This is a genomic window from Bacillus sp. FDAARGOS_235 (genome assembly GCF_002073415.2).
Lineage (GTDB): Bacteria > Bacillota > Bacilli > Bacillales > Bacillaceae_G > Bacillus_A > Bacillus_A toyonensis.
This window is the reverse complement of sequence record NZ_CP020437.2, coordinates 4069781-4085626: the sequence shown is the minus strand read 5'-3', so window position 1 is coordinate 4085626 and position 15846 is coordinate 4069781. Positions and strand designations below refer to the sequence as shown.

General features: G+C 35.4%; 19 protein-coding genes. 4 read left to right on the top strand and 15 right to left on the bottom strand.

Translation table 11 applies throughout. The annotated features are described in order from the left end of the window. Positions 1–31: 31 nt before the first annotated feature. The 7 genes from comGG to comGA are packed head-to-tail and all read right to left on the bottom strand — an operon-like array spanning position 32 to position 3968. Entirely contained in the window at positions 32–403 is a 372-nt protein-coding gene (gene comGG / locus A6J74_RS23295) for a competence type IV pilus minor pilin ComGG (RefSeq protein ID WP_000743702.1), read from the bottom strand. Beyond that, entirely contained in the window at positions 400–873 is a 474-nt protein-coding gene (gene comGF, locus A6J74_RS23290; RefSeq protein ID WP_000477944.1) for a competence type IV pilus minor pilin ComGF, read from the bottom strand. Before comGF ends, comGG begins: the two co-directional genes overlap by 4 nt. Next, positions 843–1145, bottom strand: a complete 303-nt coding sequence (locus A6J74_RS23285) for a hypothetical protein (RefSeq protein WP_000829525.1) — start codon at positions 1143–1145, stop codon at positions 843–845. Before A6J74_RS23285 ends, comGF begins: the two co-directional genes overlap by 31 nt. Beyond that, positions 1138–1593, bottom strand: a complete 456-nt coding sequence (gene comGD, locus A6J74_RS23280) for a competence type IV pilus minor pilin ComGD (RefSeq protein WP_000810404.1) — start codon at positions 1591–1593, stop codon at positions 1138–1140. Before comGD ends, A6J74_RS23285 begins: the two co-directional genes overlap by 8 nt. Beyond that, positions 1590–1889 (bottom strand): competence type IV pilus major pilin ComGC, encoded by a 300-nt coding sequence (gene comGC / locus A6J74_RS23275; protein ID WP_001178691.1) that lies wholly within the window; start codon positions 1887–1889, stop codon positions 1590–1592. Before comGC ends, comGD begins: the two co-directional genes overlap by 4 nt. 11 nt (positions 1890–1900) lie before the next feature. Continuing rightward, the gene (gene comGB, locus A6J74_RS23270) at positions 1901–2938 is read right to left on the bottom strand and encodes a competence type IV pilus assembly protein ComGB (protein ID WP_002093281.1); all 1038 of its coding nucleotides are present in this window, start codon (positions 2936–2938) and stop codon (positions 1901–1903) included. Beyond that, positions 2925–3968: a competence type IV pilus ATPase ComGA gene (gene comGA, locus A6J74_RS23265; protein ID WP_001013172.1), complete on the bottom strand. Its 1044-nt coding sequence runs from the start codon at positions 3966–3968 to the stop codon at positions 2925–2927. The genes comGB and comGA overlap by 14 nt, the downstream gene beginning before the upstream one ends. Positions 3969–4172: 204 nt before the next feature. On the opposite strand from comGA, the gene A6J74_RS23260 reads away from it, so the two are divergent. The 3 genes from A6J74_RS23260 to A6J74_RS23250 all read left to right on the top strand — a co-directional run bounded on the left by A6J74_RS23260 (position 4173) and on the right by A6J74_RS23250 (position 6738). Beyond that, positions 4173–4868, top strand: a complete 696-nt coding sequence (locus A6J74_RS23260) for a helix-turn-helix transcriptional regulator (protein ID WP_000434112.1) — start codon at positions 4173–4175, stop codon at positions 4866–4868. Positions 4869–4993: 125 nt separating this feature from the next. Beyond that, positions 4994–5236 carry a DUF2626 domain-containing protein gene (locus A6J74_RS23255; protein WP_000440717.1) on the top strand — a complete coding sequence of 81 codons (243 nt, stop codon included), beginning with the start codon at positions 4994–4996 and terminating at the stop codon, positions 5234–5236. 107 nt (positions 5237–5343) lie between these two features. Beyond that, complete coding sequence (locus tag A6J74_RS23250) at positions 5344–6738, top strand: L-cystine transporter (protein ID WP_001094350.1); 1395 nt, start codon at positions 5344–5346, stop codon at positions 6736–6738. 62 nt (positions 6739–6800) lie between these two features. Here A6J74_RS23250 and A6J74_RS23245 read toward each other — a convergent pair whose 3' ends face one another. Together A6J74_RS23245 and A6J74_RS23240 are read right to left on the bottom strand one after the other, a co-directional pair. After that, positions 6801–7193, bottom strand: coding sequence for a hypothetical protein (locus A6J74_RS23245; RefSeq protein WP_000875407.1), 393 nt, complete (start codon positions 7191–7193; stop codon positions 6801–6803). 87 nt (positions 7194–7280) lie between these two features. Continuing rightward, on the bottom strand, positions 7281–7496 hold the full coding sequence (locus A6J74_RS23240) for a DUF3912 family protein (RefSeq protein WP_001008324.1): 216 nt from the start codon (positions 7494–7496) through the stop codon (positions 7281–7283). Between the two features lie 252 nt (positions 7497–7748). On the opposite strand from A6J74_RS23240, the gene A6J74_RS23235 reads away from it, so the two are divergent. Continuing rightward, complete coding sequence (locus A6J74_RS23235; protein WP_001092832.1) at positions 7749–8060, top strand: hypothetical protein; 312 nt, start codon at positions 7749–7751, stop codon at positions 8058–8060. Between the two features lie 35 nt (positions 8061–8095). Here A6J74_RS23235 and A6J74_RS23230 read toward each other — a convergent pair whose 3' ends face one another. From A6J74_RS23230 to A6J74_RS23205, 6 genes are all read right to left on the bottom strand, one after another. Further along, complete coding sequence (locus A6J74_RS23230; protein WP_000764243.1) at positions 8096–8584, bottom strand: hypothetical protein; 489 nt, start codon at positions 8582–8584, stop codon at positions 8096–8098. A 66-nt stretch (positions 8585–8650) separates the two neighbouring features. Beyond that, the gene (locus A6J74_RS23225; protein WP_000675235.1) at positions 8651–9028 is read right to left on the bottom strand and encodes a nucleoside 2-deoxyribosyltransferase; all 378 of its coding nucleotides are present in this window, start codon (positions 9026–9028) and stop codon (positions 8651–8653) included. A 94-nt stretch (positions 9029–9122) separates the two neighbouring features. Continuing rightward, positions 9123–9383: a DUF3966 domain-containing protein gene (locus tag A6J74_RS23220; protein ID WP_079519680.1), complete on the bottom strand. Its 261-nt coding sequence runs from the start codon at positions 9381–9383 to the stop codon at positions 9123–9125. A 95-nt stretch (positions 9384–9478) separates the two neighbouring features. Beyond that, the gene (locus tag A6J74_RS23215; protein ID WP_000724783.1) at positions 9479–10537 is read right to left on the bottom strand and encodes an undecaprenyldiphospho-muramoylpentapeptide beta-N-acetylglucosaminyltransferase; all 1059 of its coding nucleotides are present in this window, start codon (positions 10535–10537) and stop codon (positions 9479–9481) included. Between the two features lie 18 nt (positions 10538–10555). After that, the gene (gene metH / locus A6J74_RS23210; RefSeq protein WP_000649700.1) at positions 10556–13954 is read right to left on the bottom strand and encodes a methionine synthase; all 3399 of its coding nucleotides are present in this window, start codon (positions 13952–13954) and stop codon (positions 10556–10558) included. Beyond that, on the bottom strand, positions 13954–15786 hold the full coding sequence (locus A6J74_RS23205) for a bifunctional homocysteine S-methyltransferase/methylenetetrahydrofolate reductase (RefSeq protein ID WP_000770363.1): 1833 nt from the start codon (positions 15784–15786) through the stop codon (positions 13954–13956). Before A6J74_RS23205 ends, metH begins: the two co-directional genes overlap by 1 nt. Positions 15787–15846 lie beyond the last annotated feature (60 nt).

Below are 15846 nucleotides of genomic sequence, written 5' to 3'. Positions count from 1 at the left end.
ATTCATGGTTTTACTCCGCATACTTTACCTGTCATCCTTCTATCCAATCAAATATTTTCTCATCATTTTTTCTATACCGAAAGCTCACCGTATAGAAAATTCTTTGTTTTGTCTCGCACTGCAAAGAAACGAGAATCATATCATTTTCAAATTCGTACTTTCCACTCACTTTTCCCTTTGTATATGGAAAGAAAAAGGTACCATCTCTTTCTGTTTTCTGTAAGTCTACTTTTATATCTGCAATAGCTCGATTAATCAACTCTTCCACTAAAAATTTTTTCTCTATTTCAGTATAAAATTTTTTATCAGAAAGCAACATATTCGTTTCGTATACAAAAAAAGAGGTTAATAAAATTAAAAAAATGATTGTTGCTGGCATTGTAAATCCATCTTGTTTTTTCATTCCTTTATTTCCATTTCGCTATATCTTACAACTACACCTTCATGTATTTCCCCACTAGTATCTTTCATATTTATAAAGAGCACATGAGGTGTTAGTTTGTACGAAACATTGCCAACCTTTTGTAATATAACTTCCCTTCCACGCATATTCACTTTTCTTATAAGATGATTATTCACTTTTTCATATATCACTTCATCCCCATTACGCAAACGGAAGCGTAAAATACTACCTTTATTTTCAAGGGCCATTATATGTTCCCCAAACGATACCTCACGAAACTCCAGTTGTACTTGGCCTAAAAACACATCCCACTCCCACTCATTTAATCCTTTTAAGTGTTTATTCTCCATTCCGATAAAATGAAGACTCGGTAAAAGTAAAAAGAACAGGGATACTAGAAACAAACATACGATCATTTCTATTAATGTAAATCCAACTTCTAATTTATTTTTCCTCCCACATAAAAACATTGTTCCATCATTCTTCCCTTCACATCTTTCCACATAGTACACACTTCACTTCCTCCCCAATATGTGTAATATACAAGTTCGTTTATAATTTTTTCTTTTACTCGCATTTCCTCATTCTCATACATATATAAAGCTGCTTCTTTTTTTAATAATACGAATGCCTTATAGCGGAGTTGTATATTTTTTCTTTCTTGCATGACCAATACTGTTTGCGGCAGCAGTACCGATACCGCCATCATTAGTATGCTTAACGATACAAGCATTTCAGCCATTATGGATCCTTTTTGATATTTCACGATACGTAAATCTCCCTCTTCCGAGCTGAAATACAATCTCATATTTATAACTTCGATACGAAAGTAAAATTGTACCACCTCTATTAATATTTCCGCTCGGATTATATGTCATCGGATTTGGAAATGTATGCAAATCAATTTGTATATCGTTACCGTAGTCTCTCGACACAATAAAATGATTCGTACCCGACTCCTCAATGTAATACGTGTTTTTCTCTTTATACCACCGTAGCGTATAGTATTTCTGACGATTTATCGCTAATTGTTGCATATACAAAATATCATTTGAAAATTGGCTCAAAAATTGTTCGACTTTTTGTTTTTCATATAATGAATGAACATTAAAATACGTAATCATACTTAAGACAGAAATTACAAATAAAACGAGCAACATTTCTAAAAGAGTAAATCCTTTTTGTTTCACAATGTCCCGATTGATACTGTGCCATCATCTGAAATATGAATAGATTCACCATTCGGACACTTATGAGTTGTAATATATTTTTCGTCACTTAGCTCTTTTAACGAAGGAATTTTATTATGCTGTAATTGATATACCTGTATTTGCGCTTCTATAGATTTCACATAGGCTGCGCATCCTTTTCCTTGAACTGATGAGCGCTGCTTCACTACATTCGGAATAATTAATAGTAATAATACAGTTATAACAACCATAACTAATAACATCTCTAACAGAGTAAATCCTTCCTCATTCTGCATGTAAATGCCTCCTAAATGGAATTCATCATTTGAAACATCGGCATAATCATCGCTAAATACATAAGAACAACTATTCCTCCAATGCATGTAAATAAAATCGGTTGAATGATAACTAACATACGTTTCATTTTTTGTTCCATCTTTTCTATAACAAGATCGCTATAGTCCTCTAATTCAACTGCCAAATTACCGTTTGCTTGTCCATGCCTAATAATATAAGAAAGTTCTTTTTCGTAATAACCACTTTTAGCAATGATAGATTGTAACGATTCTCCTGCAATTAATTGCCGTTCAATTCGGGCTGCTTCATACTGAAAAAATCGATTATATTTTTGCTCCATCATTATTGTGAGTGCTTCGAGCACCGATAGTCCGCCGTACAATAAACCACTCAATTGAGTGGAGAAATAATGCGAATGCTTTAAAATAAGAAATACTTTTATGAGAGGAATACGAAGCATGATTTTTACCTGTTCAATATGTGGGAGTTTCCGAAAATAAAACAAATATACGCTACATCCAATAATAAAGATAAGAATACCGCTAAAAATAATGTAAGGTATTCGTTTAATTGCACTTAAAATTTGTTCTGTAAATAGCGGCGCTGTAGAACCAAATGAACTATACACCATTTCAACCTGCGGTAATAAGATGAGATTGAAAACAGCAAGCATAATCATTAAAAAGAATGCTAATAACATAGGATACTGCATTATTTTCATCATATCTTTCCTATACTTATCCTTCTTATAAAGAAGTGCGCTCCCTTGTTGCAATGCAAAAGAAATATCACCATGTTTCTCAGCATAAAATAAATAACTTAACATCTCCTGATGAAACATTAATTGATGAAACGAATCGTGTAGACTTCTCCCCTCTTTTAATCCCTCAATCATATGCTGTAATTGTACTTTCTTTTCTAAGGGTAATTGAAACCGTAAAAATTCTAGTGCCTGCAAAAGGGAGTATCCTTTTTCTAATAGTTCTCCTAATCGTTTCAACAATACTAATTGCTCACTTAAACTCCATGTTTTCTTAAACATAAACATCTTCTTCTAAAAATCCTAAAGCATACCCTTTTCGTATCGAAGATTCTAATGTTTCATGTTTGTACGTAACACATTCTCCGTTCGCTTCTTTAATTGCTTGTTGCAAATCATATCCATCTAACAACTCGTAAACGCTTGCTTGTCTTACTTGCCGCATTGATTTACATAAAATTGAGCACTTTCCTCTGCAAAATGGACACTTTAATTCAACAAGTCGCTGTGCAGCGACAGCCAATAAAGCTTGTTCAATTTCTTGCCTCGTTATGCCATAATCCATAAATCTGAGTATCGCTCCTTTCGCATCATTCGTATGCAGGGTCGTCATTACTAAATGTCCAGTTAAACTTGCTCTTACAGCTATTTTTGCTGTTTCTTCATCCCGGATTTCACCAACTAATATAATATCTGGATCATGGCGTAAAATAGCCTTTAGTCCAGCCTCATAAGTGATACCTGCTTTTTCATTTATTTGAATTTGTAATAAATCGTCTTTTCTTTTTTCAACTGGGTCTTCAAGTGTTACAATTCGACGTGTTTTCCTTTTTCTAATTACCTCTAATAATGCATACATTGTCGTTGTCTTCCCAGAACCAGTCGGTCCAGTAAATACGAGTAGACCATGTGAATAACGTAAAAAAGAGAGGAGTTTTTCCGCCGTACTTGGAAATAACGAAAGATGAGATAACGGCTGCACAGATGCTTGTAAATGAAGGCGAATCACGAGACTTTCTCGATATACAGTCGGAAGTGTTGAAAGACGTAAATACACTTCTTGTCCATCAATTTGTAAATACAATGAACCATTTTGTGGCTTCCGCCTCTCTCCTATATCCATGGATGCCAAAAATTTAAAGTGCGAAACAAGTTTTTCTCCAAACTCCTTTTCAATACATTGTTTCGTAATTAAATCTTTTCCTATACGTAGCTGAACCGCTACATCCTTCTGCCGGGGCACAATATGTAAGTCCGATGCTTGTACCCTACACGCTTCTTTCAAAATTGTATTCGCAAAAATTTCAATTCCATTCATCATTTTCCCTCCTCACTATGTATATAGCATGAAAAAATGCACAATAAAAATTGGGACTTTTGTATTTTCATCAGAATAAAAAGGAAAATTATGTTTGTGAAATTATGAACAATTTCCGAATTATTGTCTGAAATTACCTATATGGAAGTTTATCTGTATTATAATGTTATTATCTTGGATAAAGTGATAAAGGTGGAGATCCTCATGGAACAAGCTTTAAAAATTACAGGTGTATTATCTGACCCAACTCGTTATTACATTTATAAATATATTTCTCAAAAACATAGTTACGTAACTGTACAAGAAATTGCAGATGAGTTTGACATTCATCCAAACGTAGCACGCTTACATTTATCTAAATTAGAAGATGTTCATATGCTTAAATCTGAAACAAAGAAAACTGGAAAAGGTGGAAGACCAAGCAGATTATATGTATTATCTGATGATGTTATCCAATTGCAATTTCCATTCCGTGATTATCAATTATTAGCAAAAATAGCGTTCAATTCTCTCCTTAGCCTTGGAGCTGCTGGTGAAAAAGCGCTATACGAAACAGGAAAACAATTCGGGGCAGAATTAATGCAACAACATATGCACCGCTTAAATGTGAGTGAAGAAGACTTAACAGTAGAACAAAAAATTCAAATTGCAAAAGAAGCTTTCTCAACAGCTGGTTTATCACCTGCATTTGAATTAAGTGCAGATGGAACAAAAATTTTCTATGATGTACACAATTGTCCATTTAAAGAAGTTGCTGTTCATCACCCAACTGAAATTTGTAATATGCATGGGGATATGATGAAAGGGATTTTTGAAATCCTATTCCCTAACATGGAATTAACACGAAATGATAGTCTACTAGATGGATGTAAATCTTGTAATTATAAATTAACAATTTAATTTCTCATATAAAAAGAAGCCAATTATAATTGGCTTCTTTTTATATGAACGAATATTTACAATAGTAAGAAAAATAAACTATAATGAGGAGAGGTTTACTTTTTCTAGAAAAGGAGGGAGATGGCATGGAGCGCATGTTTCGCGTTCTCGGCTTTTGGACTGGAATTTTCTCGGTTATGTTTTACGTAGGGGATATGCAACAGGCTGCACTACTATTTTTAGGACAAACAGGTTTCTTCGTACTTTTAAGTTATTTAAAATTAACAGAGCGTATGTATATATACGTATTTGGGGCCTACTTAACTGTTTTCTTCATAGGATTTACATACTACACGACGTTTTTACTTGTCCCTGGGGCTGGACATTAAAAGATGGCAATTTGCCATCTTTTTTTTAATCGCGGAATTTCCTAGTTGACTTATAGGTTTTATTACCTTATATTCTATATAACAGATTGGAATTAGGGGGAATCAACATGAATACACTGCTTGTCGGAATTAACGTTGTAGTCATGCTCATTTTAGTCGGCGTATTATATTATATGCAACGTAAGCATGTATCTTTTAATAAACGTGTATTTACTGCTTTAGGAGTCGGAATTTTATTTGGTCTTATATTACAATTTATTTATGAGCCTACTTCTAAAGTAATTATTGAATCAAATACTTGGTTTGGCTTAATCGGTAACGGTTATGTGAAATTGCTTCAAATGATCGTTATGCCACTTATTTTAGTATCTATTATTTCAGCCTTTACAAAATTACAATTAACGAAAAATCTTGGTAAAATCAGTGGCCTTATTATCGGAATTTTAATTCTTACTACAGGAATTGCTGCAGCTGTCGGAATCGCTGCAAGTGCAGGATTTGATGTATCAGCAACAGGCCTACAACAAGGTGATGCAGAATCTGCTCGTCTGAAACTAGTTGAAGAAAGATTTACTTCTATTGAAAAGACAACAATTCCAGACAAATTATTAGAGCTATTACCTACAAATCCATTTCTTGATTTAACAGGTGCTCGTCCAACATCAACAATTTCTGTCGTAATATTTGCAGCCTTTATCGGCATTGCCTTTATAGGTGTAAAACGAAAATATCCAGAACAAGCAGAGTTATTTAAGAAGATGCTTGATGCTGTATATGCAATCGTAATGCGTATGGTAACATTAATTTTACGCCTTACTCCATACGGCGTATTAGCTCTTATGGCAAAAACAGTTGCTGGTAGCGATATAAATGCTATTTTAAAACTTGGTAACTTCGTGTTAGCGTCTTACGTAGCACTTATCGTAATGTTCGTTATTCACTTATTATTAATTGCTCTATCTGGTTTAAATCCAATTCAATATTTGAAAAAGGTATTCCCTGTATTAACATTTGCATTCACATCTCGCTCTAGTGCTGGTGCAATGCCATTAAATATTGAAGCGCAAAAAGAAAAGCTTGGTATTTCCGAAGGGATTGCAAACTTCGCAGCTTCATTCGGGGTATCTATCGGTCAAAACGGTTGCGCAGGTATTTATCCAGCAATGCTTGCAATGATGGTCGCTCCAACTGTAGGAATTGATCCGTTACAACCACAATTTATTTTAACTTTAATCGCTGTCGTTGCTATTAGCTCATTCGGTGTTGCCGGTGTTGGTGGCGGTGCAACATTCGCAGCGTTAATCGTACTATCTACAATGAACTTACCAATTGGCATTGTCGCTCTTGTTATCTCGGTTGAACCATTAATCGATATGGGCCGTACAGCTCTTAACGTAAGTGGTTCTATGACAGCAGGTCTTATTTCTAGTAAATGGCTTGGTGAATTAGATCAAGATACGTACAATCAAGATGATACAAAAACTGGTGAAATTGCTTCATAATAAGAAAAAGACGCTAACATAAAACTGTTAGCGTCTTTTTTTACATCTCATCTTGAAAAGTATCACTCCAAGCATTCTTCTAGTTGCTCTTTTAACTCCTCCTCAATCTCATAATAAGAATCATCAACAAGTTTTCCTACTTTCTTACTCCCCCAAATTCTTGATTGAGTTAGCATTCCTAAAAGGATATTTTCACATTTCCAAATTGGAATGATATAAAAGTCAATCATCTCACCTTCTTCATCTACTATCGCCATAGAAACTGATGAATAATACCCCGTTTCAAAGGGATCCTCTTTTTCTCTTTCGAATCCAATGTCTAATTCCATATTTTTCTCAATATATAAATGCGCATACTCTCTAAAAAGTTTAAGTGATATTCGCTCTATCTCCTTTTCCATACATTGAATTTTCTCTTTCAATTCCAATGTAAAATCTCGTTCTTTATACTTCATTTCCGTCTCCTTACACATAGAAAAAGAGAATACAATAACATATTCTCTTTTCTCAAATATATTTCATTATCTCACAGCCCGTCCTTTTCACAAATAACCATTCTGCTCGCACCATTTATGAAATTGTCCTACGTCCACTCCAACTAACACGATATCCTTTAGCTCGACATCAATACTTTGTTCTCCAATTATAATAGCGAAGTGTGGTTTTAATTGTTCTTCGTTTTTCTTTACAATTCCAATTCGGTTCCGATGCGGGCCATCTTTTATATATGCTTTTTGCCCTACAATATCAAAGTTCAAGATTCTCACCTCTTTTACTGCGCTCAAATTGGAAATACAATCTCCACCTCGGAAAATTTCCTTTCATTGCACTATTTCTCTATATATATGACGAAACAATAAAAGAGTCCTTCCTTCTTTACAATTATTTTTTCTTTGTTTCATTTTTATGATTGAAACGTAAAGTTTATAATAAAATACACTTGGAAGCGCTTTCTATGTAATTTTTTATGTTATAATATAAAAGTAGAACTTCGTAAAGAGGGTTAAAAAATGAATACAAAAATAATAAAAAAAGTAATTGACGCATTAAAAGTATATGGCTTTCAGGATGTATCATTCTGTGACAAAACGAAACAATTTTTATTTCATAACGAAACGGATATTATGAGCGGCTATGCAGAAATAACATATAGTAGTCAATTTGAAAAATTTAACGTACAAATTCATCCAATTGAAACACATCATCAAGCAGAGTTACAAGAGATTGAAAGACATATACAAGCTTGTATAAGAAAAGTGGAATATTTAAACGCACTTCTTACTGGGCAGACAAAACTAGATGATAAAATTATTATTATGTAAAAAAAAGAACGTGATATCCTCACGTTCTTTTTTCATTATACGTTCATCTTTTCCTTCAGTTGTAATCCTGTAATGGATTCTAATACATCCATCGCTTCTCCAAACGTCATATCAAAAATCGTCTTATCCTCTATGTATGGAAACTGTCTGAAACGCTTTTCTAACATCTTCACAGCATCTGATGTAAAGTTTGCACTATCAACACCAAATTCTGTTTCAAGAAGCACGATCCAATCTAACACATGAAAACCTAATCCATTTACGAATGAAATCAGTTTCTCTTCTGGTTGTGAAGATAAGAATACGTATCGCTCCATCTCACTGAATAGTTCTTCGCCTAAAACTTCTGCTAATTCATCATCATGTTCGCGTTCAATAATCTCTTCATATCCGTAATCATCAGTAAGCTCTTCTACTTCTTCACTATCTGCAAAAAGCAATTGACTAAGAAGCGCATCTTTCTTAAATTCACTCTTTTGTACCACTTCTAAAAAACTTGTTTCCCAACCATTTTCTAATTTCATATTATATAGCTCCTTTATATACTTTCCTTATCATCACTGTACCCAAAAGATTATCTTTATAACCTTTTAAACATCCACATTATTCATAACGTGAGCTACAAACTCTTTTGCATCCCCTTCAAAAATATGTACTTCTGGCAAATGATAAAATGTTGTTTGCAGCGAATTTCCTTCATGATACATATATATTTTTTTCTCTAGTGCAATGGCCATTCCAAACTCTGTATGACTTCCATTTCCACCATCTAATATAAGTAAAAAGACATCGGCTTCCTTTATAGCATTCTTTTCCGCCTCACCAATTTCTCTTAATTGTTCTTGGTTAACTGCTCTTTCGTTTTTTGTCCAATCATATGTATGGTGCCATCCTGCTTCTTTTAACTGGCCTGATACAAAATGAACAATGTGTTTATTTTGAAATCCCGATGCTATATAAAATTTCATTTATGTTCATCCTTTAAATATGTATGGGGAAACTCCTTTTAGCGTTACTTGCTATAGATATAATAAAGAATGACATCAAAAAAAATCCCCATCTTTAGAACTTATTTGCGTTTAAATGATGGGTTGCTTCATGGTCTTCTTTTATTTTTTGTTTTTTATAACTTTCATCAGCTAACATTTCTAGTTCTGCTGTTATTTCTGATTTTTCAAGCTCTCGTTCTTGCGAAAATTTCCTTGAAATATAAACAATCACACTACCAACGTACAACACAAAGCATATAATAAGTGCAGTATTTTCATAGAGACTTAGCTCCAACACAGTCACTCCTAATCCATTCGTATTTTCACGCTTAATCAATTGGAATTTCCCTACTAACCATTTGTTATTGTAACATAAAAATATCAATTCTTGGAATCTTTCATCCTATTAAAAAAGACATGATTGTATAATCATGCCTCTGAAATATGTTTAATAATAGTTTTAATCGCTTCTTCTCCATTGTATTTCTTTAATGCCCTTTTATACACCTCATTATTTTGATCTAACTCTTCGACATGCTTTATAAGAGAATTCATAGTAACATCTTCTTCGTACAATACTGAGGCATAACCTTGTTTTTCGAAGGATTCTGCATTTAAAATTTGATCTCCACGACTAGCAAATTTTGATAAGGGAATTAAAACCATTGGCTTTTCTAATGTTAAAAACTCAAAGATTGCATTGGATCCCGCACGTGAAATAACAAAATCTGTTGCCGCTAATATGTCTGGTAACTCCTCATGGATATATTCAAATTGTTTATATCCTTCTTTATTTTGTAAGCTTTCATCAAGATTACCTTTTCCGCAAAGGTGAACAATTTGATACTTTTTAAGAAGTTTTGGTAACGCTTCTCGAACTGTTTCATTGATTTTCTTCGCACCCAAACTTCCACCCATAATTGTAATAATCGGCTTTTTACGTGAAAAACTTAAAAACGCTAAACCTTTTTCACGATTTCCCTTTAACACTTCTTCACGTACAGGAGCTCCCGTATATATTACTTTTTCTTTCGGTAAATGTTTCGCTGCTTCCTCAAATGTAACAAATATTTTCGAAGCAAAACGGAGCGCAATTTTGTTTGCTAGTCCTGGTGTCATATCGGATTCATGCAATAAAACTGGCACTCTATTTAACCATCCTCCAATTACGACTGGTACAGATACGAAACCACCTTTTGAAAAAATTACATCCGGTTTTAGTTTTCGAATCCTTACATACGCATCCATAACCCCCTTCATTACAAGAAAAGGATCTTTTATATTTTTCAAATCAAAATAACGACGTAGCTTTCCACTCGCAATACTATAGTACGGAATGCCCTCTTTTTCTATAATCGCTTTCTCAATCCCTTGATGAGAACCAATATAAGAGATGTCCCAATGCTGTTCTTGTAAATATGGAATGATGGCTAAATTAGGTGTTACATGCCCTGCCGAACCGCCACCTGTAAAGACTATTTTCTTCATACGTCTCCCCCTTCTACACTATAGTACACTAAAATACCTTGCCTCAGGGTGAGAAAATACCATAGCCGTTACTGATGCTTCTGGTTCCATCATGAATCCTTCCGTTAATGAAATACCTATTTCCTCTGGATGAATTAGACGGAACAATTTTTCTTGATCCGCAAGTTCTGGGCATGCTGGGTAACCAAATGACACACGTATTCCTCTATATTTCGTACGGAAACGCTCTTCCATCGTCAGTTCAGGTGAATCTGGAATGCCCCAGCGGTCACGAATGAGCATATGTGTTTTTTCAGCAAGCCCCTCTGCTAATTCAAGCGCTAACGATTGAATTGCATGACTGCGTAAATAATCTCCCTTCGCCTTCCACTCCTCAGCAATATCCCGAACTCCTTCCCCAACAGTAACAGATAAGAAAGCGACATAGTCCATCTCATCTCCAATAGGGCGCAAATAATCACCTAAAGTACGGTATGGTGCTTTTCCTTGTCTAGGAAATGTGAAACGCTCTATTACGCGCGTATGATCTTCTGGATCATATATTACGATGTTTTGTCCATCGCTTTGCGCTGGGAAAAATTGATACACTGCTTTCGGTTTTAACCAAGATTGTCCTTCCACCAATAATTCGTCTATTAAATCATTTAATTCGTGCGCTCTTTTATCCCCCTCTTTCAAAAGCTTCTTCACATTTCCTTTTAATCCAAGGTGATGTCCAAGTAACATTTGTCTATTTAAAAATGGGGCAAGATGTGAGACAGGAACATCTCGTAATACAATTCGTTTTGTTGAATCAGGCACCATAACCTCTGATTTTGGTAATGGCTCAATTACTGCTGGAATTTCCACTTTCTTCTCTTCTTTTTTTACGATATGAAGATGACGTTCTTTTTTATCCTGTTTCATCTTCTCACGCTCTTCTTCTTTTTGAAGCTTATTAATAATATCAAGACCTGTCATCGCATCGCTCGCATAACATACGAGCCCTTTATACGATGGAGAAATACGATTATCTGTAAACTTTCTCGTTAACGCTGCACCACCAACAACAATTGGAATATCAATATTCGCCGCTTTTAAATCCTCAGCAGTTGTTACCATTTGTTGTGCTGATTTTACTAGCAAGCCAGAAAGACCTATAATATCAGGTTTTTTTTCTTGCACTTCTTGAACGATTCGATCCGAACGAACATTAATTCCTAAATTAATAATCTCATATCCGTTATTTGATAAAATAATTTCAACAAGATTTTTCCCAATATCATGTACGTCCCCTTTAACGGTCGCTAATAATACTTTTCCTTTTTTCGCACTATCGCTAGATTCCATATGCGGCTCCAAATAACTTACAGCAGCTTTCATACTTTCAGCACTTTGCAATACTTCAGCAACTATAAGTTCATTATTATTAAATAATCGTCCCACCTCATCCATTCCTGTCATAAGTGGACCATTAATAATATCCAAAGGTTTTCTTCCCTCTGTCAGCGCGAGACTTAAATCTTCATGTAATCCTTGCTTTGTACCTTCTACAATATAGTTGGCTAGTCGCTCATCAAGCGTTAATATTTCTTGAACAACAACCTCTTTCTTTTTAGCAACACGATAAAAATTCGTAAATTCTTCTAACGTCTCTTTCGTCGTTTCAAATAATAATGCATCTGCAAGACGTTTTTCTTCCTCTGGAATTGACGCATAGCGCTCTAATTTCTCAGTATTAACAATCGCATAATCTAATCCTGCTTTCGTTGCATGATATAAAAAGACAGAATTTAACACTTCACGTCCAGCTGGTGGTAAACCAAATGATATATTACTCACACCTAAAATCGTTAAACATTCTGGTAACGCTTCTTTAATAAGTCGAATTCCTTCGATCGTCGCTGCCGCTGAACCGATGTATTCTTCATCACCTGTCCCTACTGGAAATACAAGTGCATCAAAAATAATATCTGACGGGCGTATACCATATTTCGTCGTCAATAATTCATAACTTCTTTTCGCAATTTCTAGTTTTCTTTCAGCACTTACTGCCATACCATCTTCGTCGATTGTCCCAACTACAATTGCGGCACCATACTTGCGAAGCAGTGGCGTTACCTTTTCAAAACGCTCTTCTCCATCTTCTAAGTTAATAGAGTTAATAACAGCTTTCCCTTGAATATAAGTAAGTGCTCTCGCCATTACATTTTCATCTGTTGAATCAATCATAATCGGTACTTTTAACACTTTCGTAACTTCTGATAAGAATTTTTCCATATCTTCTATTTCATCACGGTCAGGGTCTGCCATACAAATATCAATAATATGAGCATTTTTCTTCACTTGTGCTCTTGCCACTTCAGCAGCCTCTTCAAATTTACCTTCTGCCACTAATCGTTTAAATTTACGTGACCCTATAACATTCGTTCTTTCACCTACAAATAACGGTCTCATAGACTCATCATATTGCAGCGCCTCTAATCCACTAATTCCATGTCCGGCTCGTTCATTTTGCGCACGCGGTGTAAGAGATGCTAGCGCTTCTTTCATTGCTCTTATATGTTCTGGTGTTGTGCCGCAACAACCACCAATAATATTAATCCATCCTTCTTCAGCAAATCGCTTCACTTTTTCAGCGAGAGAAGATGGAGATTCATGATAATGTCCATCTTCATCAGGAAGACCTGCATTTGGATAACAAGAAATGTAACACTCCGATAAATCAGATAAAGAACGAATATGGTCTCTCATAAACTCCGGACCAGTCGCGCAGTTTAATCCAACAGATAATGGCTTCATATGTTCTACGGATAAGTAAAAAGCCTCAATTGTTTGCCCAGCCAGAGTCGTCCCCATCGGCTCAATCGTCCCAGAGATCATAATAGGAACAATTTTATTTAGTTCTTCAAAAGCAGCTTGAATTCCAATATAAGCAGCTTTCACATTACGCATATCTTGACTCGTTTCAACGAGTAACACATCAACTTCGCCATTTAATAATCCCCTCGCCTGCCTAGTATAAGCTTCTATTAGTTCTTCAAATGTAACTCCTCCTGTAACACTAATTGCTTTCGTTGTCGGTCCCATCGCACCTGCAACATATACTTCATTCCCACTTTCTTTAACAGCTTGTTTCGCTAATCGTGCTGCCTTTTCATTTAGTTCTTCATCTAAATGAGACAGCTCATAATCACTTAATACGATATTTGTCGCCCCAAATGTATTTGTTTCAATAATGTCAGCTCCAGCTTCAATATAAGCTTTATGAATCTTTAAAATAACATCCGGCCTTGTTTCTACTAAATATTCATTACAGCCCTCGTACTCTTCTCCTCCGAAATCTTCCGCAGTTAAGTCCTCTTGTTGTATCATTGTCCCCATTGCACCGTCTAATATTAAAATGTTATTTTGTAATTTTTCTTCTATACACTTCATCAATTAATACCTTCTTTCACTTCTTGCTTTTCTCTCACATATTTAACAAGATGTTCTGTAATTTCATATTTTAGAAATGGTGTAATTAAATAGATACCGTTAAAATATTTCATCGCTGCATCGATCAACTCTTGTGAAATACGAATCCCTTCCTCGATAGCTGCCTCTTTCGTTTCGTGTCCATCCATTCTCTCTCTTATTTCTTCAGGAAGAGTAATACCCGGCACCTCAAAATGGAGAAAGTCTGCATTCCGCTTACTTACTAATGGCATAATTCCAATAAAAATAGGTTGTTCCAAATGTTTTGTTGCTTCATATACTTCTTCTATTAAAGCAACATCATATATCGGCTGTGTTAAGAAATATTCAGCCCCAGCATCTATTTTTCGTTCCATTCGCTTTACCGCTGCTTTTAAATGCCTTACGTGAGGATTAAAAGCACCTCCGACTGAAAACCTTGTTGCCGGTCCAATGGATTTCCCTAAAATGGAACGTCCATCGTTCATTTCTTTAATCATTTTAATTAACTCTATAGAGGACAGATCATATACAGAAGTTGCTCCCGGAAAATCACCAACGCGCGCTGGATCACCAGTTAAAGCTAATACTTCCTCCATACCTAACGCTGATAAACCTAGTAAATGAGATTGTAGTCCAATGACGTTATGGTCTCTACACGTTAAATGTGTCAATACTGGAATATCGTGCTTCGTTAATAATGCGCCCATTGCCATATTCGAAACACGAGGCGATGCTAATGAGTTATCTGCTAGAGTAATAGCGTCTGCTCCCGCTCTTTTTAACGCTCTTGCTCCTTCAAAAAACCGCTGTGTATCTAACGTTTTCGGCGGATCTAATTCCACTACAACTGTCGTTTGTTTTTTTGCCTTTTCCGCAAGAGTAACCTGTACCTTCGAACGCTTCTCGTGTGTATGAACTACTTTCGGTCTTTGAATCGTGTCTTTTTCTATTACAGGTGTAACATTCGCAACAGCGCGCTTCATACTTTGAATATGTTCTGGAGTCGTACCACAACAACCACCCAATAACCGAATACCTTGCTCAATAAATTTCGGTGTCATCGCTTCGAAATAAGCTGGGCTTCCCTCATATACGTAACGTCCCTCCACATAATTTGGGAGACCTGCATTTGGGTATGCTGATAAATAGCCATTCTGCGGAATCGATATCATTTTGAAAGCTTCCGTCATATGAAGTGGCCCTAGTTGACAGTTCAATCCAACAACATTTGCACCGTAATCTATAAGCTGTTTTAATATTTCATTGACATCATTTCCATTTTGAGTCGTACCTGCTTCATGTAACGCTACTTGAGCAACAATCGGAATATTCGTTTGCTTACGCAATACTTTAACGGCATGAAGTAATTCAAATTCATCGTAAAAAGTTTCTAATAGTAATCCATCAACCTGTTCTTCTAGTAAAGCACCTGCCTGTTCAAGTAGCATAAATTCTCGCTCCATATCAGTCGTTGTGACAGCTCCGATATGTTTCATACCACCGATTGTTCCTAAAATTGCATTTCTGTTTGTAACAGATGCTTTCGCAAGCTTCACTGCCGCTTTATTAATTTGAACAACTTGATTTTCTAAGCCATACATACGTAATTTCGCCTCATTTGCTCCATACGTATTTGTTTGAATCACATCTGCACCAGCAGCTACATATTGTTTATGAATCGATATAATTAGGTCTGGATCAGATACATTCAATTCTTCAAAACTACTTTGCAAACCATGTGAATGTAATAACGTTCCAACCGCACCATCACCTATTACAATTCCTTTTGATAATAAATCTAGTAATTTCACGAATCTCCCTCATTTCTATCAATATAAAAACCCCCTCTTCACTTTGAAGAGGGGGACATA